25 protein-coding genes are annotated in these 25,329 nt (G+C 65.7%); 10 read left to right on the forward strand and 15 right to left on the reverse strand.

Translation table 11 applies throughout. From position 1 onward, the window contains the following. Window positions 1-30 precede the first annotated feature (30 nt). Complete coding sequence (locus MRY80_RS23735; protein WP_293293789.1) at window positions 31-756, forward strand: 3-deoxy-manno-octulosonate cytidylyltransferase; 726 nt, start codon at window positions 31-33, stop codon at window positions 754-756. A gap of 27 nt (window positions 757-783) precedes the next feature. Next, on the forward strand, window positions 784-1,638 hold the full coding sequence (locus MRY80_RS23740; RefSeq protein WP_293293790.1) for a prephenate dehydratase: 855 nt from the start codon (window positions 784-786) through the stop codon (window positions 1,636-1,638). A gap of 12 nt (window positions 1,639-1,650) precedes the next feature. Here MRY80_RS23740 and MRY80_RS23745 read toward each other — a convergent pair whose 3' ends face one another. Continuing rightward, window positions 1,651-2,496: a fumarylacetoacetate hydrolase family protein gene (locus tag MRY80_RS23745; RefSeq protein WP_293293791.1), complete on the reverse strand. Its 846-nt coding sequence runs from the start codon at window positions 2,494-2,496 to the stop codon at window positions 1,651-1,653. A 131-nt stretch (window positions 2,497-2,627) separates the two neighbouring features. On the opposite strand from MRY80_RS23745, the gene MRY80_RS23750 reads away from it, so the two are divergent. Further along, window positions 2,628-3,512, forward strand: a complete 885-nt coding sequence (locus tag MRY80_RS23750) for an NAD(P)-dependent oxidoreductase (RefSeq protein ID WP_293293793.1) — start codon at window positions 2,628-2,630, stop codon at window positions 3,510-3,512. Between the two features lie 69 nt (window positions 3,513-3,581). Here MRY80_RS23750 and MRY80_RS23755 read toward each other — a convergent pair whose 3' ends face one another. The 9 genes from MRY80_RS23755 to MRY80_RS23795 form a co-directional block, all read right to left on the reverse strand. Then, window positions 3,582-3,929 carry a RidA family protein gene (locus tag MRY80_RS23755; protein WP_293293794.1) on the reverse strand — a complete coding sequence of 116 codons (348 nt, stop codon included), beginning with the start codon at window positions 3,927-3,929 and terminating at the stop codon, window positions 3,582-3,584. A 31-nt stretch (window positions 3,930-3,960) separates the two neighbouring features. Then, window positions 3,961-4,983: a histone deacetylase family protein gene (locus MRY80_RS23760; RefSeq protein WP_293293795.1), complete on the reverse strand. Its 1,023-nt coding sequence runs from the start codon at window positions 4,981-4,983 to the stop codon at window positions 3,961-3,963. Window positions 4,984-4,993: 10 nt separating this feature from the next. Further along, a complete protein-coding gene (locus MRY80_RS23765) occupies window positions 4,994-5,473 on the reverse strand; it encodes a GNAT family N-acetyltransferase (RefSeq protein ID WP_293293797.1) in 480 nt (159 codons plus the stop codon). Between the two features lies 1 nt (window position 5,474). Beyond that, window positions 5,475-6,401: a 3-keto-5-aminohexanoate cleavage protein gene (locus MRY80_RS23770; RefSeq protein ID WP_293293799.1), complete on the reverse strand. Its 927-nt coding sequence runs from the start codon at window positions 6,399-6,401 to the stop codon at window positions 5,475-5,477. An 8-nt stretch (window positions 6,402-6,409) separates the two neighbouring features. After that, window positions 6,410-7,765, reverse strand: a complete 1,356-nt coding sequence (locus MRY80_RS23775; RefSeq protein ID WP_293293801.1) for an aspartate aminotransferase family protein — start codon at window positions 7,763-7,765, stop codon at window positions 6,410-6,412. Between the two features lie 16 nt (window positions 7,766-7,781). Then, window positions 7,782-8,861, reverse strand: a complete 1,080-nt coding sequence (locus MRY80_RS23780) for an ABC transporter ATP-binding protein (protein ID WP_293293803.1) — start codon at window positions 8,859-8,861, stop codon at window positions 7,782-7,784. 72 nt (window positions 8,862-8,933) lie between these two features. After that, window positions 8,934-10,076, reverse strand: coding sequence for an extracellular solute-binding protein (locus MRY80_RS23785; RefSeq protein WP_293293805.1), 1,143 nt, complete (start codon window positions 10,074-10,076; stop codon window positions 8,934-8,936). 36 nt (window positions 10,077-10,112) lie between these two features. Then, window positions 10,113-10,898 carry an ABC transporter permease gene (locus MRY80_RS23790; RefSeq protein WP_293293806.1) on the reverse strand — a complete coding sequence of 262 codons (786 nt, stop codon included), beginning with the start codon at window positions 10,896-10,898 and terminating at the stop codon, window positions 10,113-10,115. Continuing rightward, entirely contained in the window at window positions 10,898-11,764 is an 867-nt protein-coding gene (locus tag MRY80_RS23795; RefSeq protein WP_293293808.1) for an ABC transporter permease, read from the reverse strand. The genes MRY80_RS23790 and MRY80_RS23795 overlap by 1 nt, the downstream gene beginning before the upstream one ends. Before the next feature lie 96 nt (window positions 11,765-11,860). On the opposite strand from MRY80_RS23795, the gene MRY80_RS23800 reads away from it, so the two are divergent. From MRY80_RS23800 to MRY80_RS23825, 6 genes are all read left to right on the forward strand, one after another. Further along, on the forward strand, window positions 11,861-12,832 hold the full coding sequence (locus tag MRY80_RS23800; protein ID WP_293293809.1) for a LysR family transcriptional regulator: 972 nt from the start codon (window positions 11,861-11,863) through the stop codon (window positions 12,830-12,832). A 376-nt stretch (window positions 12,833-13,208) separates the two neighbouring features. After that, complete coding sequence (locus MRY80_RS23805; RefSeq protein ID WP_293293811.1) at window positions 13,209-14,549, forward strand: extracellular solute-binding protein; 1,341 nt, start codon at window positions 13,209-13,211, stop codon at window positions 14,547-14,549. A gap of 78 nt (window positions 14,550-14,627) precedes the next feature. Then, window positions 14,628-15,947, forward strand: coding sequence for a sugar ABC transporter permease (locus MRY80_RS23810; protein WP_293293812.1), 1,320 nt, complete (start codon window positions 14,628-14,630; stop codon window positions 15,945-15,947). Window positions 15,948-15,950: 3 nt separating this feature from the next. After that, window positions 15,951-17,180 (forward strand): carbohydrate ABC transporter permease, encoded by a 1,230-nt coding sequence (locus MRY80_RS23815; RefSeq protein ID WP_293293813.1) that lies wholly within the window; start codon window positions 15,951-15,953, stop codon window positions 17,178-17,180. A gap of 3 nt (window positions 17,181-17,183) precedes the next feature. Continuing rightward, window positions 17,184-18,464: a trehalase family glycosidase gene (locus tag MRY80_RS23820; RefSeq protein ID WP_293293815.1), complete on the forward strand. Its 1,281-nt coding sequence runs from the start codon at window positions 17,184-17,186 to the stop codon at window positions 18,462-18,464. Between the two features lie 11 nt (window positions 18,465-18,475). Then, entirely contained in the window at window positions 18,476-19,528 is a 1,053-nt protein-coding gene (locus MRY80_RS23825; RefSeq protein ID WP_293293817.1) for an ABC transporter ATP-binding protein, read from the forward strand. A gap of 25 nt (window positions 19,529-19,553) precedes the next feature. Here the strand turns inward: MRY80_RS23825 and MRY80_RS23830 are convergent, their stop codons facing one another. The 3 genes from MRY80_RS23830 to MRY80_RS23840 are packed head-to-tail and all read right to left on the reverse strand — an operon-like array spanning window position 19,554 to window position 23,034. After that, on the reverse strand, window positions 19,554-20,357 hold the full coding sequence (locus MRY80_RS23830) for a 3-hydroxybutyrate dehydrogenase (protein WP_293293819.1): 804 nt from the start codon (window positions 20,355-20,357) through the stop codon (window positions 19,554-19,556). Window positions 20,358-20,368: 11 nt separating this feature from the next. Further along, the gene (locus MRY80_RS23835; protein WP_293293821.1) at window positions 20,369-21,874 is read right to left on the reverse strand and encodes an AMP-binding protein; all 1,506 of its coding nucleotides are present in this window, start codon (window positions 21,872-21,874) and stop codon (window positions 20,369-20,371) included. Further along, window positions 21,874-23,034, reverse strand: a complete 1,161-nt coding sequence (locus tag MRY80_RS23840; protein WP_293293823.1) for an acetyl-CoA acetyltransferase — start codon at window positions 23,032-23,034, stop codon at window positions 21,874-21,876. The genes MRY80_RS23835 and MRY80_RS23840 overlap by 1 nt, the downstream gene beginning before the upstream one ends. 112 nt (window positions 23,035-23,146) lie before the next feature. On the opposite strand from MRY80_RS23840, the gene MRY80_RS23845 reads away from it, so the two are divergent. Beyond that, a complete protein-coding gene (locus tag MRY80_RS23845) occupies window positions 23,147-23,689 on the forward strand; it encodes a PAS and helix-turn-helix domain-containing protein (RefSeq protein ID WP_293293824.1) in 543 nt (180 codons plus the stop codon). 54 nt (window positions 23,690-23,743) lie between these two features. On the opposite strand, the gene MRY80_RS23850 is transcribed toward MRY80_RS23845, so the two are convergent. After that, a complete protein-coding gene (locus tag MRY80_RS23850) occupies window positions 23,744-24,478 on the reverse strand; it encodes an ABC transporter ATP-binding protein (RefSeq protein ID WP_293294222.1) in 735 nt (244 codons plus the stop codon). A gap of 23 nt (window positions 24,479-24,501) precedes the next feature. Then, the gene (locus tag MRY80_RS23855; protein WP_293293825.1) at window positions 24,502-25,320 is read right to left on the reverse strand and encodes an ABC transporter ATP-binding protein; all 819 of its coding nucleotides are present in this window, start codon (window positions 25,318-25,320) and stop codon (window positions 24,502-24,504) included. Window positions 25,321-25,329: the final 9 nt, after the last annotated feature.

Raw genomic sequence — 25,329 nt, forward strand, 5'->3', positions numbered from 1 at the left:
TTGCCACTTCTCGCCAGCCCCCGGTTTTTGATGCGCCCACTCGTTCTCGTTCCCGCCCGCATGGCTTCCACGCGCCTGCCCGGCAAGCCGCTTGCCGACATTGCCGGCAAGCCGATGATCGTCCATGTGGCCGAACGCGCCCGCGACGCCGATTGCGGCGCCGTCGCCGTGGCGACGGATGACGAGGGCGTGGCCGAAGCGGTCCGTGACGCCGGGTTCCTGGCGGTGATGACGCGTGCGGACCATCCGTCCGGCTCCGACCGCATCTTCGAGGCGCTGGGCGCGCTCGATCCGGAAGGGCGGCACGACGTCGTCGTCAACGTGCAGGGCGACCTGCCGACCATCGCGCCCGCCGACATCCGCGCGGCGCTGTCGCCGCTTGCCGACCCGGCCTGCGACATCGCCACGCTCGGCGTCGAGATCGCCGACGAGGCGGAAAAGACCAATCCCAACGTCGTCAAGATCGTCGGTTCGCCGCACGGCCCCTCGATCCTGCGCGCGCTCTATTTCACCCGCGCGACCGCGCCGTGGGGCGAGGGCCCGCTCTACCACCATGTCGGCCTTTATGCCTGGCGCCGCACGGCCCTGGCCCGCTTCGTCGCCCTGCCGCCTTCGGTGCTGGAGCGTCGCGAGCGGCTGGAACAGCTGCGCGCGCTCGAGGCCGGCATGCAGATCCATGCCGCGATCATTGACTCCGAACCGCTCGGCGTGGATACGCAGCCGGACCTGGAGCGCGCACGCGCGCTGCTGGGCTGAGAAACCACGCGAAAAAGAACCACTGTCATGACGGAACCCTCGAATCTGATCGCCTTCCAAGGCGAACCCGGCGCCAACTCAGACACCGCCTGCCGCAACATGTTTCCGGACATGGAGCCGCTGCCCTGCGCCACCTTCGAGGATGCCTTTATCGCCGTGGAGACCGGGAAGGCGCGGCTCGCCATGATCCCGATCGAGAACACGATCGCCGGCCGCGTCGCCGACATTCATCACCTTCTGCCGGAATCGCGCCTGCACATCGTCGGCGAATATTTCCTGCCGATCCATTTTCAGCTGATGGTGCTGCCGGGTGTCACGATGCAGGACATCAAGTCCGTGCACAGCCACATCCACGCACTCGGTCAGTGCCGCAAGGTGATCCGCAAGCATCACTGGAAGGCAACGGTCGCCGGCGACACGGCGGGTGCGGCCAAGCTCGTCGCCGAGACGGGCGACCGCTCCATGGCGGCGCTCGCGCCGAAGCTGGCCGCCTCGATGTACGGGCTCGACATCATCGCCAGCGACGTCGAGGATCACGAGAACAACGTGACCCGGTTTGTCGTCCTGTCGAAGGACAAGCAGGTTCCCGAGCGCACGTCGCCGGACGAGAGGATGATGACGACTTTCGTCTTCCGAGTGCGCAACATTCCCGCCGCGCTCTACAAGGCGATGGGCGGTTTCGCCACCAATGGCGTCAACATGACCAAGCTGGAGAGCTATCAGATCGGCGGCAAGTTCTTCGCCACCCAGTTTTACGCCGACATCGAAGGCCATCCCGACGATGCCAACGTCCAGCTGGCCTTCGAGGAGATCGGCTTCTTCTCCGAGGATTTCCGCATCCTCGGCGTCTACAAGGCGTCGGAATCCCGGGAGGGGATGTAAGGGGCAGGGCGCTTAGCCCTGCACCACCCTTTGGCGTTGCGCGCCGAGCCCGGTGATGCCGAGTTCCATCACGTCGCCTTCCTTCAGATAGACCGGCTCGGGCTTGATGCCCATGCCGACGCCCGGCGGCGTGCCGGTCGAGATCACGTCGCCCGGATGGAGCGTCATCAGGTTCGAAAGGTGTTCGATGATCGTCGCCACGTCGAAGATCATCGTCGCGCTCGATCCGGTCTGCCGGCGCACGCCGTTGACGTCGAGCCACATGTCCAACGCCTGCGGATCGGGCACGTCGTCGCGGGTCACCAGCCAGGGGCCGATCGGCCCGAACGTGTCGCAGGACTTGCCCTTCGTCCACTGTCCGGTGAGCTTCATCTGGTAATCGCGCTCCGACACGTCGTTGATCACGCAATAGCCGGCCACATGGTCGAGCGCGTTCTCGCGCGTCACATATTTCGCCTTGGTGCCGATGACGACGCCGAGTTCGACTTCCCAGTCGGTGGCCGTCGAACCGCGCGGCAGTTCCACGTCGTCGCTCGGGCCGACGATCGCCGAATTGGCCTTCATGAACAGAATGGGATGTTCGGGGATTGGCAGGTTCGATTCTGCGGCGTGGTCCGAATAGTTGAGCCCGATGCACAGGAACTTGCCGACGCCGCCGACGCAGGGGCCGAGACGTACGCCGGCATCGACGGCCGGCAGTGTCGCGGGATCGATATCGGCGAGGCGGCGCAATCCGTCCGCGCCCAGCGCCGCGCCGGCGATGTCGTCGACATGGCCGGAAAGATCGCGGATGGTGCCGTCGGCATCGAGCATGCCCGGCTTTTCCTGGCCCGCCGGACCGTAACGCAGCAATTTCATGGAGCTCTCCTTCCCCAACAGATCGGCGCGGACCGTAGTCGCATCGGCCGACGATGCCAAGCGAGGCGCTTGTCGCGCCTTGACTTTTCACGGGCTCAGGCCAACCTCGCGGCGACGAGGGGGAATGCTTGATGAATGACACCGCGAAGACCATCGCCTTTTTCGGCGTCGGCATGATGGGTGCGCCGATGATCGCGCGCCTGGCGAAGGCGGGCCACAGCGTGCGCGCCTGGAACCGCAGCGTCGAGAAGGCCAGGGCCGTCGAGGGCCCCAATGTCACGGCCTTCGCCGATGCGCGCGACGCCGCCGAAGGCGCCGAGATCGCGATCTCGATCCTCACGGACGGGTCAGCTGTCCGGTCGCTCGTCGAGGATCACGGGCTGGCCGACGCATTGCCGAAGGGCGCGGTCTTCGTCGATATGAGCTCGACCAGGCCAGAAGAGGCCCGCGCCGTCGCGGACCTGCTCGGCGCGGGCGGCGTTGCCTTTTGCGACGCGCCCGTCTCCGGCGGGCCGCCCGGGGCGGAAGCCGGGACGTTGGCAATCATGGCCGGATGCGATGAGGTGGTCTTCGGGCGCCTCGCGCCGGTGCTCGCGGCGATGGGGCGGCCGCGACGCATTGGCCGCGTCGGCTCCGGACAGTTGGCCAAGCTGGCCAACCAGCTGATCGTCGGGGCGGCCATCGGCGCGGTTGCCGAAGCGATCCTGCTGGTGCGCGAGGGGGGAGGCGACACGAGCGCCTTCCGAGACGCGCTCACCGGCGGCTACGCCGATTCCAAGGTGCTGCAGATGCATGGCGCGCGCATGGCCGCCGGCGATTTCGAACCGCGCGGCCGTGCCTCGTTGCACGCCAAGGACATGCGCAACACCCTTGCTGAGGCGGAGTCGCTCGGCCTCAACCTGCCGATGAGCCGGGAACTGGGCGATCGCTTCGCGCGCCTGTGCGAAGAGCTCGACGGCGCCGATCTCGACCATTGCGCGCTGTTCCTGGAACTGCTCGACCGCAACGGCCGATAGCGCGATCTCGGACAAAAACCCGGCCGGAGCCGGGGGCGCCATGTGCGCCCGCCGGCTCTCGATCCGTCGTCACTGCGCAGCGACGATGATGATCTCGACCGTGTAGTCGGGCGTGGCGAGCTTGGCTTCCCCGCAGGCGCGCGCCGGCGCGTGGCCCGGTGCGACCCAAGCGTCCCACACGGCGTTCATCTCGGCGAAATCGGCCATGTCGGCAAGCCAGATCACAGCCTGGAGGATCTTCGTCTTGTCGCTGCCGGCCTCGGCGAGCAGCGCCTCGGTCTTGCCCAGGATCGAGTTGGTCTGTTCGGTGACGCTGGTGCCCGGCTCGCCGACCTGGCCGGCCAGATAGACGGTGCCGTTGTGAATGACGGCCTGGCTCATGCGGGCGCCGGTGTCGATGCGTTTGATGTCGCTCATGATGTCCTCGTCGGAAACTGGGTGACCCTGCTCAGGCTTGCGAGAAGCCCTGCAGGACATGGGTGAGATTGTCGCCGAGCGCATCGGAGACATAGCCGCCCTCCTGCACGAAAAGCGTCGGCAGGCCAAGACCCGCAATCGCCGCGCCGATGCGCGCGAAACCCGGCGTCGTGACGGCGAGCCCCTTGAACGGGTCGTCGACATGCGCGTCCAGCCCGAGCGCGACGACGATGGCGTCCGCCCCGAACATCGCGATGCGTTCGAAGGCCGTGTCGAGCGTCTTCAGATAGGCCTCATCGCCGGTGCCGCGTTCGAGCGGAAGGTTGAGGTTGGCGCCGAGGCCGTCACCCTCGCCGCGCTCATGCGCGTGGCCCCAGAAGAACGGATAGAAGCGCACGGGATCGGCATGGATCGAGATCGTCAGCACGTCGGACCGCCGATAGAAGATGCCCTGGGTTCCGTTGCCGTGGTGGACGTCGACGTCGAGGATGACCGGGCGCTTTCCCGCCTTCCGCAGCCGTTCGGCGGCAATGCCGGCATTGTTGAAGAAGCAGAATCCGCCGGCCAGGTCGGCATAGGCGTGATGGCCGGGCGGGCGGCTGAGCGCGTAGGCTGCCGGCTCGCCGCCTGCGATGAGGTCCGCCGCGCCGATCGCCGATTGTGCGGACCAGTAGGCCGCCTCGAATGTGTGTTCCATGATCGGGCAGGAGGTGTCCGCCTGATGGTAGCCGGCCTGGCCGATGGCGGATTTCGGATAGGAATCGGTCCGGTTGGCGGGATGGATGTTGGGGATCACCTCCGCGCCGGCGCCCTCGATGCGCGTCCACCGCGTGTAGATGTTCTTCAGGAAGGTGAGGTATTCGGCGGTGTGCAACGCGGCGATGGGTCCCATGCCCGCGTCGGCCGGGATTTCGAAGACGCAACCCGCCGCCTCGGCTGCCGCTTTCAGGATCTCGATGCGTTTCGGTTGCTCGGGATTGGGCAGCACGGTGCCATTGGCCATGAAGTGTTTCGGATCGTGTTTCCACTGGCGTTCGTCGAAGGTCGCTTTCATGGGAATACCGTCATTTGCCTTTCAGATTGGCGAGCCCGTCCGCGTCCAGCGTCAGCGTCGTTTCGCCGGTTGAGGCGGCGAAGCCCAGGCGGTCGTAGAAGCTGCGCGCCCGCTCGTTGTCGTCATAGACGACGAGCTTGAGGAAACGGGCGTTCCAGACGGCGTCGGCGTCATAGGCGACGGCGCGCAGCAGGCGCTGCCCGAGACCCTTGCCGCGCGTCGTTTCCGAGACCCACAGGTCCGAAACATAGACGCCCGCGCCGGCCCGCACGGTGGAAAAGACCGGGGAATAGAGCGCCGCGCCGACGATCTCCTCCCCCGCCTCGGCGAGCAGTGCCCGGAAGGCCGGATTGTCCCCGAACCCGGCCTCCCGCAGCAGCGCGGCCGTCCCGCCGTGATCGTCGCCGATGTCCTTTGAAAGATGCGCGAGCGCCGCGTTCAGCCGCTCCGCGTCGTCGGGACCGGCCCGCCTGATCGTGATCCCCGCCATCTCAGAACGCCGTCCGGTGCGCGCCCTTCAGGCCCAGCATGCCGCGCGCGTCGGCCGGCGTCGCCACCTCGCGGCCGAGTTCCTCGACGATCCGGCGGATCTTCGCCACCTGCTCCGCATTGGATTTCGCCAGCGTGCCACGCGCGATCGTCAGGCTGTCCTCCAGTCCGACGCGCACGTGACCGCCCATCGCGGCGGCCATGGTGGTCAGCGGAATCTGGTGACGCCCGGCGGCCAGCACCGAAAAGGCGTAGTCGGCGCCGAACAGCTTGTCGGCGATCAGCTTCATGTGGCCGAGATTTTCCGGATCCGGGCCGATGCCGCCGAGCACGCCGAAGACGAACTGGATGAAGAAGGGCGGTTTCACCAGGCCGCGATCGGCGAAGTGCCTGAGCATGTAGAGGTGGCTGACGTCGTAGCATTCGAACTCGAACCGCGCGCCGCGATCGACGCCCAGATCCGTGAGAATGCGGGCGATGTCGCGCGGCGTGTTCTTGAAGACCAGGTCGTCGGAGCCTTCGAGGAACGGCTTTTCCCAGTCATGTTTCCAGTCGTCGATCTTCTCGGCCGCCGGATAGAGCGCGAAATTCATCGTGCCCATGTTGAGCGAGCACATCTCCGGTTCGGCCTGTCGCGGTGCCTCCAGCCGCTGGTCGAGCGTCATCGTGGCGCTGCCGCCGGTGGAGATGTTGAGAACGGCGTCGCTCGCCTGCTTGATGCGCGGCAGGAAGCCCATGAAGTGCTCCGGCGAGGAAGACGGCCTGCCGTTCTCGGGATCGCGCGCGTGCAGGTGCAGGATGGAGGCGCCGGCCTGCGCCGCGCCGATCGCCTGTTCGGCGATCTCGTTGGCCGTCACGGGCAGGTAGGGCGACATGGACGGAGTATGGATCGAGCCGGTGATGGCGCAGGTGATGATGATCTTCGACATGGGACCGGTCAGGCGCTCTGGGGAAGCGCGGCCTGCACTTCGCTGGTGAACTCGCGCAGCGAGGCGTCGAGCATGTCGATGATCTCGTCGATTTGGTTCTCGTTCACGATCATTGGCGGGCAGACGAGGATATGGTCGCCGTCGACCCCGCCGCGCGTGCGCCGCGAATAGACGATGAGCCCCTTCTCATAGGCGATGTCGACGAAGCGGGCATGGGCCGACAAGGACGCCGGGAGCGGCGCCATGCTGTGACGGTCGGAGACGAATTCGAAGGCGGTGAGCAGCCCCTTGCCGCGCACGTCGCCGATGATCGGGTAGCGCTGCTTCAGGTCTTCCAGCCGGGCGAGCAGGACGTCGCCCATGGCTGCCGCATTGGCGACCATGCCCTGGCGCTCGATCTCCTCGATCACCGCCAGCCCCGCCGCGCAGGCGAGTGGATTGCCGGCATAGGTGTAGCCGTGCTGGAAGCCGCCGGCGTCGAGCACCGGTTCCACCAAGCGGTCATGCGCCGCCATCGCGCCGAGCGGCACATAGCCGGCGGCAAACCCCTTCGACATGACGACGATGTCGGGCGCAAGATCCCAGTGTTCGCCCGCCAGGAACTTGCCGGTGCGACCGGCCCCGGTCATCACCTCGTCGAGGATCAGCAAGACGCCGTATTCGCGGCAGATCTCCTGCACCCGCTCCATGTAGCCCTTCGGTGGCACGAGCGCGCCGGTCGAGGCGCCGCCCACGGGTTCGACGAAGAAGGCGAGGACAGTGTCCGGGCCTTCCTCGATGATCTTGCGTTCCAGCATGTCGGCGTAGTGCCGCCCGGTCGCCTCGTCATCCGGGTCGAGCCCGTCGAGATAGGCGCGCGGAGCCGGGATCTTCGGCATTGGCCGCATCATCGGCTCGAAGGGTTCGGTCAGCGGATCGTAACCCGTCAGCGCCAGCGCGCCGAGCGTCGAGCCGTGATAGGAGGGATAGCGCGAGATCACCTTCCAGCGCGAACCCTGTCCGACGGCGAGCGCATATTGGCGCGCCAGCTTGATGCCGCTCTCCACCGCCTCCGAACCGCCGGAGACGAAGAAGATCCGGTTGAGCCCGTCCTGCGTCAGGGAGGCGGTCTTGCTGGCCAGCCTTTCGGAGGCCTCCGTCTCGAAATGCAGGCGGTAGCCGAAGGTGGATTTTTCCATCTGCATGCGCATGGCGGCGAGCACATGCTCGTTGGAATGGCCGATATTGCACACCATCGCGCCGGAGGATCCGTCGAGATAGCGCTTGCCGTCGACGTCCCACATGTAGATGCCGCGCGCCTGGTCGAGCACCGGTTTGCGCTTGCGGGTCTGGTAGAAGAGGTGGCTCTTTGGATGGCTTGTCATGGAATTGTCCGGGGCGTCAGGAAGCGGGGAGCGCCGCGCAGTCGCGGGGCCGGAGCCGCAGCGACACCTGCGCGCCCTCGCTGAAGGGGCGTTCGTCGATCATGTTGATGGCCTGAAGCTGCGTGTGGCCGGCTCGCACGAAATAGCGCACGGCCTGCCCCTGGTAGTCGACGGTCTCGACGGTGGCATCGATGGCCAGTTCGCCGTTGACCGGCGTGCCGGACGGTGCGAGCTGCAGTTTCTCGGCGCGGATCACCAGTTTGGCCGGCCCTTCCGACGCGAGGTTCGGCGCCTTGGCCGCCGGCACAGCGACCCGGCCGAACGTGTCGGCGTCGAGCAGCACGGCGTCGCCGTCGCTGCCGACATGGCGCGCCGGCAGGATGTTCGATGCGCCGAGGAAATTGGCGACGAACTCGCTGGCCGGCGTATTGTAGACCTGTTCGGGCGGGCCGACCTGCTCGACCCGGCCGTTCGACATCACCACGATCTGGTCCGACATGGCGAGCGCTTCCGACTGGTCGTGGGTGACGAAGATCGTCGTCACGCCGATCCGTTCCTGGATGCGTTTCAGTTCAACACGCATGTCCTCGCGCAGATTGGCGTCGAGCGCCGATAGCGGTTCGTCGAGCAGCAGCACGTCGGGTTCGATGACGATGGCGCGCGCCAGCGCGATGCGCTGCTGCTGGCCGCCGGAAAGTTGCTTGGGATAGCGGTCGCCGACACCCGGCAGCTGCACGAGGTCGAGCGCCTCCTGCACGCGCTTGCGGGCGTCCTCTTTGGCGACGCCTCGATATTTCAGCCCGAAGGCCACATTCTCGGCGATCGTCTTGTGGGGAAACAGGGCGTAGTTCTGGAAGACGAGGCCGAGATTGCGCTTGTGGATCGGCACGTCGTTGACCTTGCGGCCCTTGATCAGGATTTCGCCCTCGGTCGGGTCGAGCAGGCCGGCGACCATGCGCAGCGTCGTCGTCTTGCCGCAGCCGGACGGACCGAGCAGCGTGACGAAGGCCCCGTCGGGGATGTCCAGCGATGTCTTGTGCACGGCGGTGAAGGCCTCGAAGCGCTTCACGATATCGGTCAGGGTAACGGAACTCACGGCACCGGTCTCCGGGTTGACGGGTTGTGCCCCCGCCGCAAACGAGGCGGCAGGGGCGGGAGGAAGGCTCTCCTAGTAGCCCTTCTGCACGCGGCCGAACATTTTCGACCACTCGGCCTCGTGGCCGTTCCAGTAATCCGGCTGGGCGAAGGTCAGGCCGGACAGCGTGCCGCTCGGATCGAAGGCGGGCAGTGTCGGGATCTTCTCGCCCAGATCGACCTTGGTCGGGTCGAGCGCCGGCGGGTAGTTCTGCCCTTCGGCCACCGCGATGGAGGTCGCCGGCGCCAGCATGAAGTTCAGGAGTTCCTCGCAGGCTTCAAGCGGTGAGCCCTTGATGACGAACAGGCATTCCTGCCAGCCGAAGCCGTTCGGCGGATCCATGTAGCCGATGTCGTGTCCCTGTTCCTGAAGCGCGTAGATGCGGCCGGACCAGCCCTCGGTGACGTAGATTTCCTCTTCCGCCAGGAGGCTCATCAGTTCGGCGCCCGACGTCCAGTATTTCAGCGCCAGGTCGCGATGGGCGCGCACCGCGTCCCACATGGCGTCCACGTCGGTCGCGCCGTTCGGGTCCTGACCGGTCTGCAGCGCGGCGTACCACATGCGCGTGCGCCAGTCGGACCAGCCGCCGATCTTGCCCTTGTAGGCCTCGTCGATGAGGATCTTGGCGCCCTTCTCCTTCATCTCATCGTCGGAGATGTGCTTGCGGTTGTAGGCAAGGCCCGTGGTGCCGTAGTCGTACGGCACGCAGGACAGCTTGCCGTCGGTGATGCCGCGGAAAACGTCGACCAACTTCGGAATCACGTATTCGAGGTTCGGGATGTTGGCCTCGTTGAGCTCCGTGGTCAGGCCGAGGCCGTGGTAGCGGGCATAGTCGAACACGCCGGAGAGGTGGGCGATGTTGTATTCGCCCGGCTGGCTCGCCTTGACGCGGGAAAGGTATTCATCACCGCCGCCGAACGTGCCGTCCACGACCGTGATGCCGGTCTTTTCCGTGTAGGGGTCGAAGGCGTGTTCGCGGAAGGCTTCGGAGACGACGCCGCCCCAGCCGTCGAACCGCACCTGCTTGACGTCCTGCGCATGGGCGAGTTTCGCGAAGGGCGTTGACACGCCGTAGGCCAGACCGGCCATGCCGATCAAACCGAGGAATTTGCGCCGCTCGAGATCGCCATTCATGTAGCGCTCGAGCAGTCTTTCATATCGCTTGGTGTTGTCCATCATGGTCTCCTTCAAGAACCGGTTGGGCGGGAGCGGTTATCCGCCGCTTTTTCGGGCGAGTTGTCGGGCAATCGCGGCTCCCAGAAGCGGCAACCCGACAGTCAGGACGATCATCACCGTGCCGAGCGCGTTGATCTCCGGCGAGATCGAGTTGCGCAGCATGGCGAAGATCTGCGTGGGCACGGTCTCGACGCCGCCGGGCTTCCAGAACAGCGTGCCGGTGATGTCGTCGAAACTGATGGTGAAGGCGAAGAGCCCGCCGGCCAGCACGGCCGGCAGCATCAGGGGCAGCGTGATCTCGAAGAAGGTCTGCACCGGGCTGGCGCCGAGGCTCAGCGCCGCCTCCTCGATGTCGCGGCGGATCGAGACAAGCCGCGCCTGCACCACCAGCACGACGAAGGGCAGCGTGAAGATGACATGGCCGAAGAGCAGCAGCACGAAGCTCTTGTTGATCGACAGAAAGTTGAGGAACAGCAGCAGCGCCACCGCCAGCACCACCTCCGGCACGAGGATCGGCGCGATGAGCAGGGTGGAGATGAGATTGGAGCCCGGCACCCGGTAGCGCACCAGCGCCAGGCTCGCCAGCACGCCCAGCGTCGTCGAGATCGCCGCGGTCAGGAGCCCGAGCACGATCGAGGTGCGGAAGGCGCGCAGGATCGCCTCGTTCTGGGCCAGTTCGACGAACCAGCGCACCGAAAATCCCGTCATCGGAAACGAACCGAACTGGCTGGCGTTGAACGACAGCAACACGACCACCGCGACCGGCAGGAACATGAACAGGTAGACGAGCAGCGTCCACAGACGGATCAGGCCCCAGCCCATCAGCCCAGCCCCTTCATCAATTGCGCCATGCCGAGATAGCGGTTGTAGATGGCGACGAGCGCGCCCAGCACGGCCAGCAGCATCAGCGACAGGGCCGAGCCGAGGGGCCAGTTGAGCTGGGTGATGATCGCCTCGAAGACGAGATTGGCGAACATGGCGTCGGTCGGACCGCCGAGGACGAGCGGCGTGATGTAGGTGCCCGCCCCGAGCACGAAGCACAGAAGGCCGCCCGCTGCGAGGCCCGGCAGCGACAGCGGCAATGTGACTTCCAGAAAGCTCTGCCACCGCGTCGCGCCGAGCGAATGGGCGGCGTCTTCCAGCGTCTCGTCGATGCCGTCCAGGCTGACGAAGACGTTCAGGATCATGAAGGGCAGCAGGAAGTGGACGAGACCGAGAATGACGGTGGTCTCGTTGTAGAGCATCTGGATCGGCTCGTTGATGATGCCGAGCGAGATCAGGATCGAGTTCACGGCGCCGGACACGCCGAGAATGTTGATCCAGCTCATCGTGCGGATGATGTAGCTGATCCAGAAGGGCAGCATCAGCAGGAGCAGCAGGATCGCCTTGTTGCCGCGCGAGCGGGCGATGAAATAGGCGGCCGGATAGCCCATCAGGGCGCATACGATCGTGGTGATCGCGGCGATCTTCAGCGTGTTTAGCAGGATGTCGCGGTAGAAGCCGTCGGTCAGCGCCTCGTTCCAATTGTCGAGGAAGAAGCCCGCCTGGTCGGCGCCGGTCGCGGTGCGCAGCCAGAACGAATAGACGACGATGAACAGGAGCGGCACGAACAGCAGCAGCGTGACGGCTACCAGGGCGGGCGACAGCAATATCCAGGGCTGACGGGCCTCGCGGCGTTCGACCGACATGCCAAAGTCCTTCGCAAGGTGCGGATGGCTTGACATTGGCGGCGGCCCGGGCATTCATCAAATAGATAATCAGAATTATCATTATAGGTCTGAGCTATGGCGGTTGCCGCATTCCCCATCCAGCCCTCCGAACGGCTCGTCCGCGAACTGGACTGGAACCTGCTGCGAACCTTCATCGTGCTGGCGGAATCGCGCTCCGTGACCGAGGCCGCCCAGAAGCTGCGCCTGGCGCAGCCGTCGGTCTCCACGGCATTGAAAAGGCTGGAGGATCGGCTCGGCCGAAAGCTGATCGATCGGTCGCCCGGACGCTATGCGCTGACCCGGGCCGGCGAACTCCTCTATCGCGAGGCCGTCGACATCCAGGGGTCGATCTTTCGCCTGACGACCCTGATGCGCGAGGTGACCGACGAAGTGCAGGGCCACGTCAAGATCGCGGTGGCGAGCCACGTGATCTGCCCGGTCTTCGACGAGGCGCTGGCCGAATTCCACGCCCGGCATCCCAAGGCGACCCTGTCCATCGACGTGGACACCAGCCGCGAGGCGATCGCCGCGGTGAACGCGCGCAGCGCAAGTTTCGCGATCTGCCTCGTCAAGGAACGCAATCCCAAGCTGGAATACCGGCGCCTTTACCGCGAGTTCTTCGGCCTCTTCTGCGGTCCGCCGCATCCGCTGTTCGGGCAGCAGGGACTGACGCGGGCCGATCTTGCCGGCCACGCTTCCGTCAGTTTCGAGACGGACCGGCTGCATGACGTTCTGAAGCCCGTGACGCTGATGCGCGCCGAGGCCGAGCTCGGCGAGCGTGTCGTCGGCACGTCGAGCCATCTGGAGGAAGTCCGGCGCATGATCATCGCCGGCCTCGGCATCGGGCCGCTGCCCGTGCATGTCGCCCAGCGCGACGTCGATGCCGGCCTGCTGTGGCACCTGCCGCCCTACGACAAGATGCCGGAGATCGACGTGCATGTGGTCTGGAACCCGCGCGCCAAACTCAATCGCGCCGAGGAATCGATGCTCGGAGAATTGCTCGGCCGCATCGAGGCGACGCCGATCGAAGCACGGACCTACATCTGAGTTCTGAGGCCTTGTTGGCGCCAATTTCGGCAGCAACGCTCCTGCAAATCCGAACGCGATGCCAGTCTCTCTTTCAGGTCGCAATGCGCGGCATGAACGACGTTACTATTGGCGCTCTGCGATCTGCATTTCTCTCGGCCGCTTCATACTGAAAGTGGCAGCTAACACTCTTTTGGAGTTCTTGCGCCTTGATTCCGCAAGCGCTTTGGAAGAAGCTTTCTCTGCGTGAGGGAGGAGTCCTCGAAAATCCGCGTGTTCATCGAAGGCCGGCAAGCCCGTCCGATGGACCGCCGCGACACGAGAGACGGTCGAGAGGAGCGAGTTCCTGCGGGAAGGGCCGTTGCGCCGATCCATGATCCAAAGGGAGGTAAAGCGAATGCGTATCACCAGCAAACTGACCGGAGCCCTGCTTCTGTCCGCCAGCATGGCGACCATCGCCCAGGCGGACACGATCCGCTTCTGGACGACCGAGGAGCAGCCCGAGCGGCTGGCCGTTCAGGAAGAGATCGTCGCGGCCTTCAAGGAAAAGACCGGTCACGATGTCGATGTCATTCCGGTCACGGAAAGTGACCTCGTGACGCGCGCGACAGCGGCATTCGCCGCGGGCGACCTGCCCGACGTGATCTACCACACGCTTCCCACGGTGCTGCCCTGGGCCGAGGCCGGCATCATCGACGCCGAGACCAATGCCGAGATCATCGAGGAACTGGGCGCCGACACGTTCCAGGCCGGTGCCGTCGCGATGGCCGATTTCGAGGGCCTGACGGCGTCCGTCCCGGTCAATGGCTGGACGCAGATGATCGTCTACCGCAAGGACCTGTTCGACGAGGCCGGGCTGGAAACGCCCGATTCCTACGCCGACATCGAGGCCGCGGTCGCAGCGCTGCACAATCCGCCGGACATGTACGGTTTCGTCGCCGCAACCAAGGTGGACGAGGCCTTCATGAGCCAGGTGCTGGAGCACGTCTTCCTCGCCAACGGCGTCTCGCCCGTCGATTCCGACGGCTTCGCGCCGCTCGACGAGGCGAAGACCACCGAGGTGCTGGATTTCTACAAGACGCTCGCAGAGGCCTCGCCGCCCGGCGACCTGTTCTGGCAGCAGTCGCGCGAACTCTATTTCTCCGGAAATGCCGCGATGATCATCTGGTCGCCCTTCATTCTCGACGAGCTGGCCGGATTGCGCGATTCCGCCCCGCCGACCATCAATGACGACCCGACCTCGACCGAACTGGCGTCTAAGACGGCCGTGGTCACCACCTTCTCCGGCCCGTCCAACCCGGACGGTGCGGCCTGGGCCAGCCTGAACTACATCAGCGTAACGACCGACGCGAACACCGACGTCGCTTCGGAATTCGTGCGTTTCATGATGGACGACGGCTATCTCGACTTCCTCTCCATGGCGCCCGAAGGGCTGTTCCCGGTCCGAACCGGAACGCCGGACGAGCCAAGCAAGTTCACCGATGGCTGGTCGCAGCTCCCGGTCGGCGTCGATCGCAAGGCGCCGCTGGCGGACCTCTATCCGGCCGAAACGGTGGCGAGCATCACGGTCGGCCTGCAGACCGCCGATCGCTGGGGCGTGAAGGAAGGCCAGCTGTCGCTCGCCTCCAAGATGATCAACAGCCAGGCCATCAACCGGGTGGTTCGCCAGTATATCGACGGCGAGATCGACGCATCGACGGCCGTGTCGATGATGAACGAGCAACTCGGCGCTATCTGACGGGCGTGTTCCACCCATCGGCGGGGCGGCAGTGTCTGACCCGCCGATGGGCGACGACCGGGTTGCAGGGCAGACGACATGGCCAACAGTGCTGATTATCCGGCAGGTGCCGGACAGCCCGAGAAGGGGCCGCCGACCACGATCGGCCCTCTGGCCCGGCGCGAGCGCAATCTCGCCTATTCCATGTTGCTGCCGACCTTCGCCATCGTCATGGCGGTCGTTCTGGCGCCGCTGCTCGCCAACTTCTGGATTTCCTTCAAGCCGGTGGGCCTGGGCGATCTGCGTTCTGCCCGGCTGTTCGTCAACGAGCGGCTGCGCGGCGACCTCGTCGCGCCGGGCGATGTCGCGACGATCGAATACCGGCTGCGCAATTCCTCGCAGGACAAGCCGCTCCGAGACGTCAGCTTCGCCGACACGCTGCCGGACGGGCTGAGTGTCGTCGGCGATCTCGACGAGCGCTGCACGCTGACCGGCCGGGACCTGCTTTGCACGTTGGGAGATGTCGAGGCGCGTTTCCGCGACCGGGTGCAGATCGAGGTTTCGGCCGATCAGGCCTTCATCGACAATCCCGTCGAGATCCGCGACAGCGAGGCGGTCTCGCACGCGACCTCGCAGAACGTCCTCACCAGCTTCGAATTCACGCTGGAGAATTTCGACAAGATCTTCTCGGCGAGCGAGTTCTGGCAGGTGCTACGGGTAACCGTCTACTACACGGTCTTCGCGACGCTCGGCGCGATCATTCTCGGCCTGTTCGCGGCCCAGATGCTGAACTCGGCCTTCGCCGGACGCACCGCGTTGCGCGGGTTGTTCCTGTTTCCCTACGTGGCGCCGGTCATCGCGGTAGCCTTCACATGGGTTCTGCTGCTCGACCCGTTCTCCGGCGCGCTGAACGCCATCCTGCGGCAGATCGGCGCCATCGAGCAGCCGGTCAACTTCCTCGGGCAACGCGCGGTGCCGCTCGATTTCTTCGGCCTGACGGTGAATTTCCCCGTGGCGCTATCGACGATCATCGCCATCGAGGCCTGGCGCAGCTTCCCGCTGTCCTTCCTCTTCATCCTGGCGCGCATGCAGTCGATCCCGTCCGACATGTACGAGGCAGCCGAGATGGACGGCGCGTCGCCGCTGCAGCAGTTCTGGTACATCTCGCTGCCGCAGCTCGTCGGCATCCTGGCGATCCTGTTCCTGCTGCGCTTCATCTGGAGCTTCAACAACTTCGACGACATCTTCCTCCTCACCGGCGGCGCCGCCGGAACACGCACCCTGACGGTTAATGTCTATGAGCAGGCCTTCGCCGTTTCCAATCTCGGGGCGGGCGCGGCGGTGGCCGTCGTCGTCTTCACGGTGCTGCTGATATTCTCGCTCGTCATCTTCAAATATTCTCCGCAGGACGAGGGCTGAGCGATGCGGCCTGGCCCCGGTACACTCATCGGACTGATTGTCGGCGCCATCTGGGGCGCGATATGGATGATCGTCGTTTCGGTCGTCTTCATGCTGATCTCCGGCGCGGTCACCGCCCCGCCGATCGGCGCCGCCATGCTGGCGGGCGCGGCATGCGGCGCGCTGATCATGGCCTTCGAGCCGGGGGCGCGCAGCACTGGTGTCACCATCGCCGCCATCGCGGCGGTCTTCATCGTTCTCGGCGTGGCCACCTTCGGCGCCCCGATCGGCCTGCCTCTGTCGGCTGTCCCGCTCGCTCAGACCGTCGCTGTCGCCGCTTTCGTGTTGGCGACCTGGTTCGCCATCGATCGCAGCGTCGGCGACGCGCCGTCGGGCCGGATGACGCGCTATCAGTTCGAGACGGTTGTCATCCGTGTGGCCAAGGGGCTCGGCCTCGTCTTCTTCACGGTCATGGTCGCGCTTCCCTTCTATGTGATGGTCATGACCAGCCTGAAGAACCAGGCCCAGCTTATCGCCAATCCGCTGGATTTCTCGCTCGATCTTGCCCAGGGGCCGGCCGGCTTGTTCCGGTCCTATATCGAGCTGTTCACGCAGTATCACTTCGGCACGTTCCTTTGGAACACGGCCATCGTCTCCATCGCGACAGTGATCATCACGCTGTGCTTCGCCGTGCCGGGCGCCTATGCAGTGGCGCGGCTGCGGTTTCCGGGGCAGGCCTTCCTGTCGCGCTCGATCCTGCTCATCTACATGGTCCCGGGCATCGTGCTGGTGATCCCGCTCTATGCCGTCTTTTCGCAACTCGGCCTGAGGAACTCGCTTGCGGGCCTGCTGATCGTCTATCCGGCCACGACGATTCCCGTCGCGCTCTACATGCTGCAGGGCCATTTCCGCGGCATACCCTCCGAACTGGAGGAGGCTGGCCTGATGGACGGCCTGACGCGCCTCGGCGTGATCGGCAAGATCACAATGCCGCTTTCCCTGCCGGCGCTCGCCTCGGTCGCGCTCTACGTCTTCATGATCGCCTGGAACGAATTCCTGTTCGCCTTCATGTTCCTCGACAACATCGACATGTTCACCCTCTCACGCGGCGTCGTTTCCCTTAATTCGTCTGAAGTGCCGCGCCAGCACCTGATGGCGGGTGCGGTGATCGCGACCGTTCCGGTGCTCGTGCTGTTCCTGTGGTTCGAGCGCTTCCTCGTGTCCGGTCTCACCGCCGGCGGCGTGAAAGGCTAGGCCGTGGCGAGCGAACGGGACAGCCAGGCCGTCGAGATCCTGCGCGGCAATGACCGGGGCGGATACACCGTGCCGACGGCGAGGCTCTATCCGTTCCAGTGGAACTGGGATTCCGCTTTCGCCGCGCTCGGCTTCGCGACCTTCGACCGGGACCGCGCTTGGCGCGAGATCGAGGGGCTGTTCGACGGTCAGTGGGAGGACGGCATGGTCCCCCACATCATCTTCCGGAAGGTCGATCCCGAGTATTTTCCCGGCCCGGGCGTCTGGGGATCGACGACCGAGCCGCCCACCTCCGGCCACTCGCAACCGCCGGTCGTCGCCAGCGTGGCGCGATGGCTGGTCGAAACCGGCGGCAGGGACGACGAGCGCCGGGCGCATGCGATGTTTCCCAAACTTCTCGCCTGGCACCAATGGTGGCATCGCGACCGCGATCCCGACGGAACCGGCCTAGTCGGGATCATCCACCCCTGGGAATCGGGCCGCGACAACTGTCCGGACTGGGACGCCGCGATGCAGCGCATCGCCATTGCCGACGACCTCGGCGCCTATCGCCGCCGTGACACCGATGTCGCCGATGCCGCGACACGGCCGACCAGCGAGACCTATGACCGCTATCTGACCATCGTGAAGTTTGGCCGCGAATGCGAATGGGATCATGAGAGAATTGCCCGCGAGGGGCCCTTCTTCATGGCCGATCCCTGCGTCCAGTTCGTTCTGATGCGCGCCGATCATGACCTGATGGCGCTGGCGGAACGGTTTGGGGACGACCCTGCCAGGCGCCGCATCTCCGACTGGATCACCCTGTCCGACGAGGGCGTTCAGGCTTTGTGGAGCGACGCCGCCGGCGGGTTCGTCGCCCGCGACCTGCGCACGGGCGACCTGTCGCCGGCCATCTCCAACGCTTCCATGCTCGCCTTCTACGCCAATGCCGGCACGCCGGGACAGCGCGACGAGATCGTCCGGCAGGCGCGAGACATCTTCGACAGGTGCCGATACGTGTTCCCGAGTTGGGATCCCCGACACGACGGGTTCGAGCAGCGGCGCTACTGGCGCGGCCCTGTCTGGTCGGTGATGAACTGGATGATCGCCGCAGGTTTCGACGCCCACGGTCATGCCGATCTCGCGAAGCGGGTTCGCCGTGACACGCTCGCGATGGTGCGCCAGTCGGGCTTCTTCGAATATTTCGATCCGCTGACCGGTGAGGGGCTCGGCGGCTCGGACTTCACCTGGACGGCGGCCGTCCATCTGGCGCTGCTCAGCGAATACGCCGGCGACGCGGGCTGAAAGGAAGACACATGGGATCGATCACGCTGCAGAAGGTGGAAAAGTGGTTCGGCCAGCTTCAGGTCATCAAGGGCGTCGATCTGGAGATCCATGACGGCGAGTTCGTCATCTTCGTGGGTCCGTCCGGTTGCGGAAAATCCACGCTCCTGCGGCTGATCTCGGGGCTGGAGGAAGTCTCTCGCGGCGCCATTCTGATCGACGGCCATGACGTGACCGCGGCCGTGCCGTCGGAGCGCAAGCTGTCCATGGTCTTCCAGTCCTACGCCCTCTATCCGCACATGACGGTCGGCGAGAACATGGGCTTCGGCCTGAAGACGGCCGGTCATCCGAAGTCCGAGATCGCGCGCCGCGTGGCGGACGCCGCTCGCATTCTCAAGCTCGAGGACTATCTCGACCGCAAGCCCAAGCAACTGTCCGGCGGCCAGCGCCAGCGCGTCGCCATCGGCCGCGCGATCACGCGCGAGCCATCGGGATTCCTGTTTGACGAACCGCTCTCCAATCTCGATGCCGCGCTGCGCGTCGAGATGCGCTTCGAGATCGCCAAGCTGCATGAAACGCTTGGCACGACGATCATCTATGTGACGCATGACCAGGTCGAGGCGATGACGCTCGCGGACAAGATCGTCGTGCTCAAGGACGGCGATATCATGCAGGTGGGCTCGCCGCGCACTTTGTACGAGAAACCGCAGAACCTCTTCGTCGCCCAGTTCATCGGATCGCCCAAGATGAACATCCTGCCCTGTACGACCGGAGGGGGCGAGTACAGGCTGCCCGGCCATGGCAACGGACCGTTCGACCGGGGCGATGGCAAGGGTGCGGTCAAGCTCGGCATCCGGCCCGAACACATCGATCTGACCGAGCCGGAGGGAGCGGTGTGCAGGGGACGCGTGGAGGTGCTCGAGTATCTCGGCGCCGACACCTATCTCTATCTCGATTGCGGCGAGGTCGGCCAATTGATCGTCCGCACCGACGACGTCCCCGACGACATCAGGGGCAAGACCGTGGGCCTCGCCTTCGAGCCGAAACGTCTGCACTTCTTCGACGCGGCGGATCAGGCGATTTAGCGCCGCGCCTGAAATGAAGCACGCGCTATTGCGCGGTCCAGCCGCCGTCGATCGGGATCGCCGTCGCGGTAAGGTTGTGGGCGATCGGCGAGCAGAGCCACAGCGCCAGCGCGGCGATCTCAGACGGATCGGACATGCGCAAGGACGGCTGCTTCTCCTTCAGAAGATCGGCGATCGCCGTTTCCCGGTCGCAGCCGAGGACCTCTGCGCGCTCGCGCACCTGAGGTGCGATGATGGCAGTGTCCGTCCAGCCGGGGCAGATGCAATTGACCGTCACGCCGCCCTTCGCACGGTCGCCTGCCGCTGCGTATTCCAGACCGGCGACCTGCGACAGGCCGACAAGGCCGTGTTTGGCGGCGACATAGGGCGACTTCTCCTTCGACGCGATGATGCCCTGCACCGACGCGATGTTGATCACCCGCCCATAGCCGCGCTCGGCCATGATCGGTAGCGCAGCCTTCATGGTGTGGAAGGGCGCGGAGAGATTGATCGCGATGGTGGCGTCCCAGACCTCGCGCGGCATCTCCGCCAGCGGCCCGGTCTGCTGGATGCCGGCATTGTTGACGAGGATGTCGGCTCCGCCCCACGCCGCCACGGCGTCCATCATCCGGTCGATCTGGTCGGGTGCGCGAAGATCGCCCTCGAAGAACTCCGCTTCCGGTGCGCCCGACCGCCTGAGCCGTGTGCAGGCCTCGTGGATCTGCGCGTCGCCGGCCAGTCCGTGCACGGCGATACGTGCGCCGGCTCCTGCCAGCGCTTCGGCGATGGCGAGCCCGATGCCCTGCACCGAGCCCGTCACCAGCGCGGTCTTCCCGCTCAGGTCGGTCATGTCTCCTCCTCCTATTCAAGTCTCCTGCGCAACTCGGTCTTCAGCACCTTGCCGTAATTGTTCTTCGGCAATTCGCTGACTTCGACATAGGTTTTCGGCCGCTTGAACCGGGCGATCCGATCGAGGCAATGCGCGTCGAGCGCAGCTTGATCGAGGCGCGCGCCGAAAGCGGGCACGACGAAGGCGACGACATCCTCGCCCCATTCCGCAGACGGCCGGCCGACGACAGAGACCTCGTGGACGCTGGCATGCGTCAGCAGCGCTTCCTCCACTTCGCGCGGATAGATGTTGGTGCCGCCCGAGATGATCACGTCTTTGGACCGGTCCTGGAGCGTCAGGTATCCGTCGGTGTCGAGCGTGCCGACATCACCGGTCATCAGCCAGCCGTCGCGAAGCGCCTTGGCGCTTGCCTCCGGGTTTTCCCAGTAGCCGGGCATCACCGGCAGGCCCTTGACCATGATCTCGCCGATGGCACCCGCGGGCAGGGGGGCGCCGTTCTCGTCGCCGATGCGGATTTCGACCAGCGACTGCGCCCGCCCGACCGAGGCCAGCCTTTCGCGCCAGCGCGGATGCGCACGGTCGGTGATGTCGGCCCGCGACAGGGCCGAGATCGCCATCGGACACTCGCCCTGGCCGTAGATCTGCACGAATTTCGAGCCGAAGATCCCGACCGCTTCCTCGATGTCGGCGCGATACATCGGCCCGCCGCCATAGACGATCGTGCGAATGCCCTCGCCGCCGCGATCTGTCGCCTTGGCCCTGTCGGTCAGGCGGCGCACCATGGTCGGCGCCATGAACATCGAGGTCGGTCCGACGGACTTTGACAGGTCCAGCACCTCGTCCGCATCGAAGCCTTCGGATCGCGGACACAGATGCCGCGCGCCCTGCAGCACATGCACCGGTGCATAGATGCCCGCGCCATGGCTCATCGGCGCGGCATAGAGCGCGGCATCCTCGGCGCTGACGCTGTCGACATCGGACAGATAGGACAGCGAGGTGGCCATCAACATCCCGTGGGTCATGTAGACGCCCTTCGGATGCCCGGTCGTGCCGGAGGTGTAGAACAGCCAGGCGAGATCGCCCGGTTCCTTCGGTTCCGCAGACCGTCCTTCGCCCGTCGTCATCGCGGCGAAACGGTCGGTCGCGACATCGATCAGGGCGGCGTCCGTCGCTTCACGCAGCGCCGGGCCGAGATCGGGCGTCACAAAGGCGAGCTTCGCGCCGGCATTGGCGATGATATAGGCCGCCTCCCGCGCATGCAGCTTGGCGTTGATCGGCGTCGCCGCCGCCCCCGCGATCCAGATGCCGTAGAGCGCGACGAGATAGTCCGGGCAGTTCTTCATGAACAGCGCCACCCGGTCGCCGGACGCCACGCCCTCGCGGCCGAGCGCGGCCGCCAGCGCCGCCGCGCGGGCGTGAAAGGTCGAATAGTCGGCGAAGACGGTCTCGCCGTGCAACAGGGCAGGGCGGTCGCCATTGACGGCGGCCGTCCGCTCGAGCCAGAGCGCCAGGTTCATCAGGTCCTCACCGCTTCCAGGATCGAGCAGTAATTGGCGACGCCCGATCCGCCCATGTTGAAGACGAGGCCCGTCGCGGCGTCCGGCGCCTGCATCTCGCCTGCGTCTCCTGTTAGCTGCCGCGACACCATCACATGCATCGAAACGCCGGTCGCGCCGACCGGGTGCCCCTTGGCCTTCAGCCCGCCAGACAGGTTGATGGGCAGCGCACCGCCCGGATAGACGGTCCCCTCCTTCAGGACGTCGATACCGCGGCCGGGTTCGGTCAGGCCCATCGCCTCGTAGATCAGCAGTTCGGCGATGGTGAAACAGTCATGCACCTCGGCCAGGTCGAGATCGGACAGCCCGACACCGGCCGCCTGCATCGCGCGGCGCATCGCTTCGCGCGGCCCCTCGAAAGCGAGCACGTCGCGCGCCGACATCGGCAGGAAATCGTTGACCTGAACCGCGGCGCGGAGGTTGACGGCGCGGGGCATGGTGGCGGCGATGTCGTCGGCGAACATCACGATCGCGGCGGCGCCGTCGGAGACGAGCGAGCAGTCCGTCTTCTTCAGCGGCGGGGCGATCATCGGGTTGCGATCGCTCTCGGCGGCGCAGAACGCGACGTCGAGCGGTTTGCGCAACTGCGCCAGCGGGTTCCTGGCGCCGTTGGCGTGGTTTTTCGACGCGATCATGGCCAGCGCCTCGGTCGCATCCCCGTAGCGCTCGAAATAGGCCTTGGCGAATTGCGCGAAGACCTGCGGGAAAGAGAGGCCGGCCTCCTCCTTCTGGTAGGAGGCGTGGCCGAGCGCGGTCGCGACATCGGCTGTGGGCAGATGCGTCATCTTCTCAACGCCGATCACCAGCGCGATGCGGGCTTCGCCGGCCAGGATCGCGTTGCGCGCGGCGAACACGGCCGCCGAGCCGGAGGCGCAGGCGTTCTCCAGCCGGGTCGCGGGGCGGAAACGCAGGGCGGGGTCGATCGCGAGCGCCAAGGAGGCCGGAAATCCGTCCGGCACCATGCCGCCGTTGAAGTGGCCGATCCAGATGCCGTCGACGTCACCGGGCGCGACGCCGGCATGGGCCAGCGCCTCGGTGCCCGCCTCGCGGATCAGGTCTTCCAGCGACATGTCGCCGAGCTTTCCGAACGGGGTGTGCCCCCAGCCGACAATGTGCACCATCCGTGCCTCCTCCTCTTGTTGCCGAGAGGGTAAGCCCCGCCCGGCTGCGCGATCAACTCTGTAGAAATACGAACCTCTTGGCCTCGCCCGCGCGGCGGCGCTATTGGAGGACATGACACTCGACGAGATCGCCTTCCGCAACGCGCCGCTCGGCCTCGCGCTCCTGGAAAACCGGGTCGTCCGGCGCTGCAATGCGCGGTTCTGCGAGACCTTCGGCGACAGCGAGGCGGCGTTTCTCCACCGTTCGCTGGACCAGCTCTATCCCTCGCAGGAGGATTTCGAGCGCATCGGCGCGCGCGGGCTGTCGGCGATGCGCCAGACCGGCCGCTATGACGACGAGCGGATCATGCGCCGGCTGACGGGTGAACTCTTCTGGTGCCGCGTGCGCGGCCAGTCGCTGACCCCGGACGACCCGTTCCGACGCGGCGTCTGGTCGTTCTCCGACCTGTCGGAGGCGCGGCCCGTCGTGGCGCTGACGCCGCGCGAGCGCGAGGTCGCCATGCTGACCTGCCAGGGACTGACCTCCAAGGAGATCGGCCTGCAGCTGAACCTGTCCTACCGCACCGTCGAACTCTATCGCGCCCGCCTGCTCGAGAAATTCGGCGCCCGCAACATCGCCGAGCTGGTCGGCAAGTTCTCCGGCATGCCCGTCTGAAACGAAAAGGGCCCGCACATTGGCGGGCCCGTCATCGGATGTAGGGTTCGGCGATCAGATCGCCAGGTAGTCGTGGCGCAGCCGCTCGTTTTCGAGCACCTCCTTGGCCGAGCCGTCATAGACGACCTCGCCGGTGTCGAGGATCACAGCCCGGTCGGCGAGCTTCAGCGCGGCGACGGCGTTCTGTTCCACGATGATGGTGGTGATGCCGGCGCTGCGCACCTCGATCAGCGCCTTCTCGATGTCGTGGCGCACCACCGGCGCGAGCCCCTCATAGGGTTCGTCGAGCAGCAGCAGTTTCAGGTCGCGGGCCAGTGCCCGGGCGATCGCCAGCATCTGCTGTTCGCCGCCCGACATGGTCGTGCCTTCCTGCTTGCGCCGCTCCTTCAGGCGGGGAAACAGCGCGTAGATGCGCTCGTAGTCCCAGCCCAGTTCGCCGGAGATGCAAGCCAGGTCGAGGTTCTCCTCCACCGTCATGCCGGGGATGATGCGGCGATCCTCGGGCACCAGCTGAATGCCGTGCAGCGCCGCCTGGAACGACTGCATCTGGTGGACGGGCTCGCCCTTAAGCCAGATCTCGCCGGTGCGCAGTTCCGGCGAGCCGGCCCGCGCGATGGTGCGCAGCGTCGAGGTCTTGCCGGCGCCGTTGCGGCCGAGCAGGGCGAGGATCTCGCCCTCGTTGATGTCGAACGACACGTTCTGCACGATGTAGCTGTCGCCGTAATAGGCGTTCAGGTCGCGCACCGCGAAATATTGCGACTTCGGATCCGCGGCCTTCGGCCGGATCATGCTCTTGGTTTCCGCGGCCTCCATCATACCTGCTCCTCCCCGAGATAGGCTTCCTTGACCCGCGGGTCGTTCTTGATCTGCTCGGGCGTGCCCTGGGCGATGATCCGCCCGCCTGCCAGGACGCTGATCCGGTCGGCCAGCGAGAACACGACATGCATGTCGTGCTCGATGATCACCTTGGTCATGCCGCCCTCCTTGATCTTCTTGAGAAGATCGATCGTGGCGTTGGTGTCGGCGCGGGCCATGCCTGCGGTCGGTTCGTCGAGCAGCAGCAGCTTCGGATGCTGGATCAGGCACATGGCCAGTTCCAGCCGCCGCTTGTCGCCGCGCGACATGCTGGTGGCGATGTCGTTCAGTTGCGCGTGCAGGCCGACATTGTGGATGATCTCGATCGCCTCTTCGCGGATCTTCTTTTCCGAGGTGAAGGCGGCGAACGGGTTCAGCTTGAAATGGCCGTCACGCTTCGACAGGGCGGGTACCATGACGTTCTCCAAGACCGTGAGGTCGAGAAAGACCTCCGGCGTCTGGAACACGCGGGCGACGCCGAGCTGGTTGATCTCGTGCGGCGCCTTGCCGGTGAGCGTGTCGCCGTCGAAGATGACGGCACCACGATCCGGCTTCAGGCGGCCGACGCAGACATTCAGCAGCGTCGACTTGCCGGCGCCGTTCGGCCCGATGATCGCATGGGTTTCGCCCTTGCGCACGTCGAGGTCGACGTCGGACAGCGCGTGCAGGCCGGCAAAGCTCTTGTGCACGTCGTCGATGTGCAGAACCTTGTCCGGAACGCCGCTCTTGAAGCCGCGCTCGTCCTCGTCCTCGGTGATGGTTTCAGCAGCAGACATGTTCATGTT

The sequence above is a fragment of the Oricola sp. genome (assembly GCF_022763245.1).
GTDB lineage: Bacteria > Pseudomonadota > Alphaproteobacteria > Rhizobiales > Rhizobiaceae > Oricola.

Bases quoted from the DNA above. Each gene is read 5' to 3' on its own strand.
- MRY80_RS23745 (WP_293293791.1), bottom strand. From the start codon at position 2,496: ATGAAATTGCTGCGTTACGGTCCGGCGGGCCAGGAAAAGCCGGGCATG.
- MRY80_RS23735 (WP_293293789.1), top strand. From the start codon at position 31: ATGCGCCCACTCGTTCTCGTTCCCGCCCGCATGGCTTCCACGCGCCTG.
- MRY80_RS23750 (WP_293293793.1), top strand. From the start codon at position 2,628: ATGAATGACACCGCGAAGACCATCGCCTTTTTCGGCGTCGGCATGATG.
- MRY80_RS23835 (WP_293293821.1), bottom strand. From the start codon at position 21,874: ATGAACCTGGCGCTCTGGCTCGAGCGGACGGCCGCCGTCAATGGCGAC.
- MRY80_RS23800 (WP_293293809.1), top strand. From the start codon at position 11,861: ATGGCGGTTGCCGCATTCCCCATCCAGCCCTCCGAACGGCTCGTCCGC.
- MRY80_RS23815 (WP_293293813.1), top strand. From the start codon at position 15,951: ATGCGGCCTGGCCCCGGTACACTCATCGGACTGATTGTCGGCGCCATC.
- MRY80_RS23740 (WP_293293790.1), top strand. From the start codon at position 784: ATGACGGAACCCTCGAATCTGATCGCCTTCCAAGGCGAACCCGGCGCC.
- MRY80_RS23795 (WP_293293808.1), bottom strand. From the start codon at position 11,764: ATGTCGGTCGAACGCCGCGAGGCCCGTCAGCCCTGGATATTGCTGTCG.
- MRY80_RS23765 (WP_293293797.1), bottom strand. From the start codon at position 5,473: ATGGCGGGGATCACGATCAGGCGGGCCGGTCCCGACGACGCGGAGCGG.
- MRY80_RS23840 (WP_293293823.1), bottom strand. From the start codon at position 23,034: ATGGTGCACATTGTCGGCTGGGGGCACACCCCGTTCGGAAAGCTCGGC.
- MRY80_RS23810 (WP_293293812.1), top strand. From the start codon at position 14,628: ATGGCCAACAGTGCTGATTATCCGGCAGGTGCCGGACAGCCCGAGAAG.
- MRY80_RS23785 (WP_293293805.1), bottom strand. From the start codon at position 10,076: ATGGACAACACCAAGCGATATGAAAGACTGCTCGAGCGCTACATGAAT.
- MRY80_RS23805 (WP_293293811.1), top strand. From the start codon at position 13,209: ATGCGTATCACCAGCAAACTGACCGGAGCCCTGCTTCTGTCCGCCAGC.
- MRY80_RS23825 (WP_293293817.1), top strand. From the start codon at position 18,476: ATGGGATCGATCACGCTGCAGAAGGTGGAAAAGTGGTTCGGCCAGCTT.
- MRY80_RS23830 (WP_293293819.1), bottom strand. From the start codon at position 20,357: ATGACCGACCTGAGCGGGAAGACCGCGCTGGTGACGGGCTCGGTGCAG.
- MRY80_RS23850 (WP_293294222.1), bottom strand. From the start codon at position 24,478: ATGATCCGGCCGAAGGCCGCGGATCCGAAGTCGCAATATTTCGCGGTG.
- MRY80_RS23760 (WP_293293795.1), bottom strand. From the start codon at position 4,983: ATGAAAGCGACCTTCGACGAACGCCAGTGGAAACACGATCCGAAACAC.
- MRY80_RS23755 (WP_293293794.1), bottom strand. From the start codon at position 3,929: ATGAGCGACATCAAACGCATCGACACCGGCGCCCGCATGAGCCAGGCC.
- MRY80_RS23845 (WP_293293824.1), top strand. From the start codon at position 23,147: ATGACACTCGACGAGATCGCCTTCCGCAACGCGCCGCTCGGCCTCGCG.
- MRY80_RS23790 (WP_293293806.1), bottom strand. From the start codon at position 10,898: ATGGGCTGGGGCCTGATCCGTCTGTGGACGCTGCTCGTCTACCTGTTC.
- MRY80_RS23855 (WP_293293825.1), bottom strand. From the start codon at position 25,320: ATGTCTGCTGCTGAAACCATCACCGAGGACGAGGACGAGCGCGGCTTC.
- MRY80_RS23775 (WP_293293801.1), bottom strand. From the start codon at position 7,765: ATGACAAGCCATCCAAAGAGCCACCTCTTCTACCAGACCCGCAAGCGC.
- MRY80_RS23770 (WP_293293799.1), bottom strand. From the start codon at position 6,401: ATGTCGAAGATCATCATCACCTGCGCCATCACCGGCTCGATCCATACT.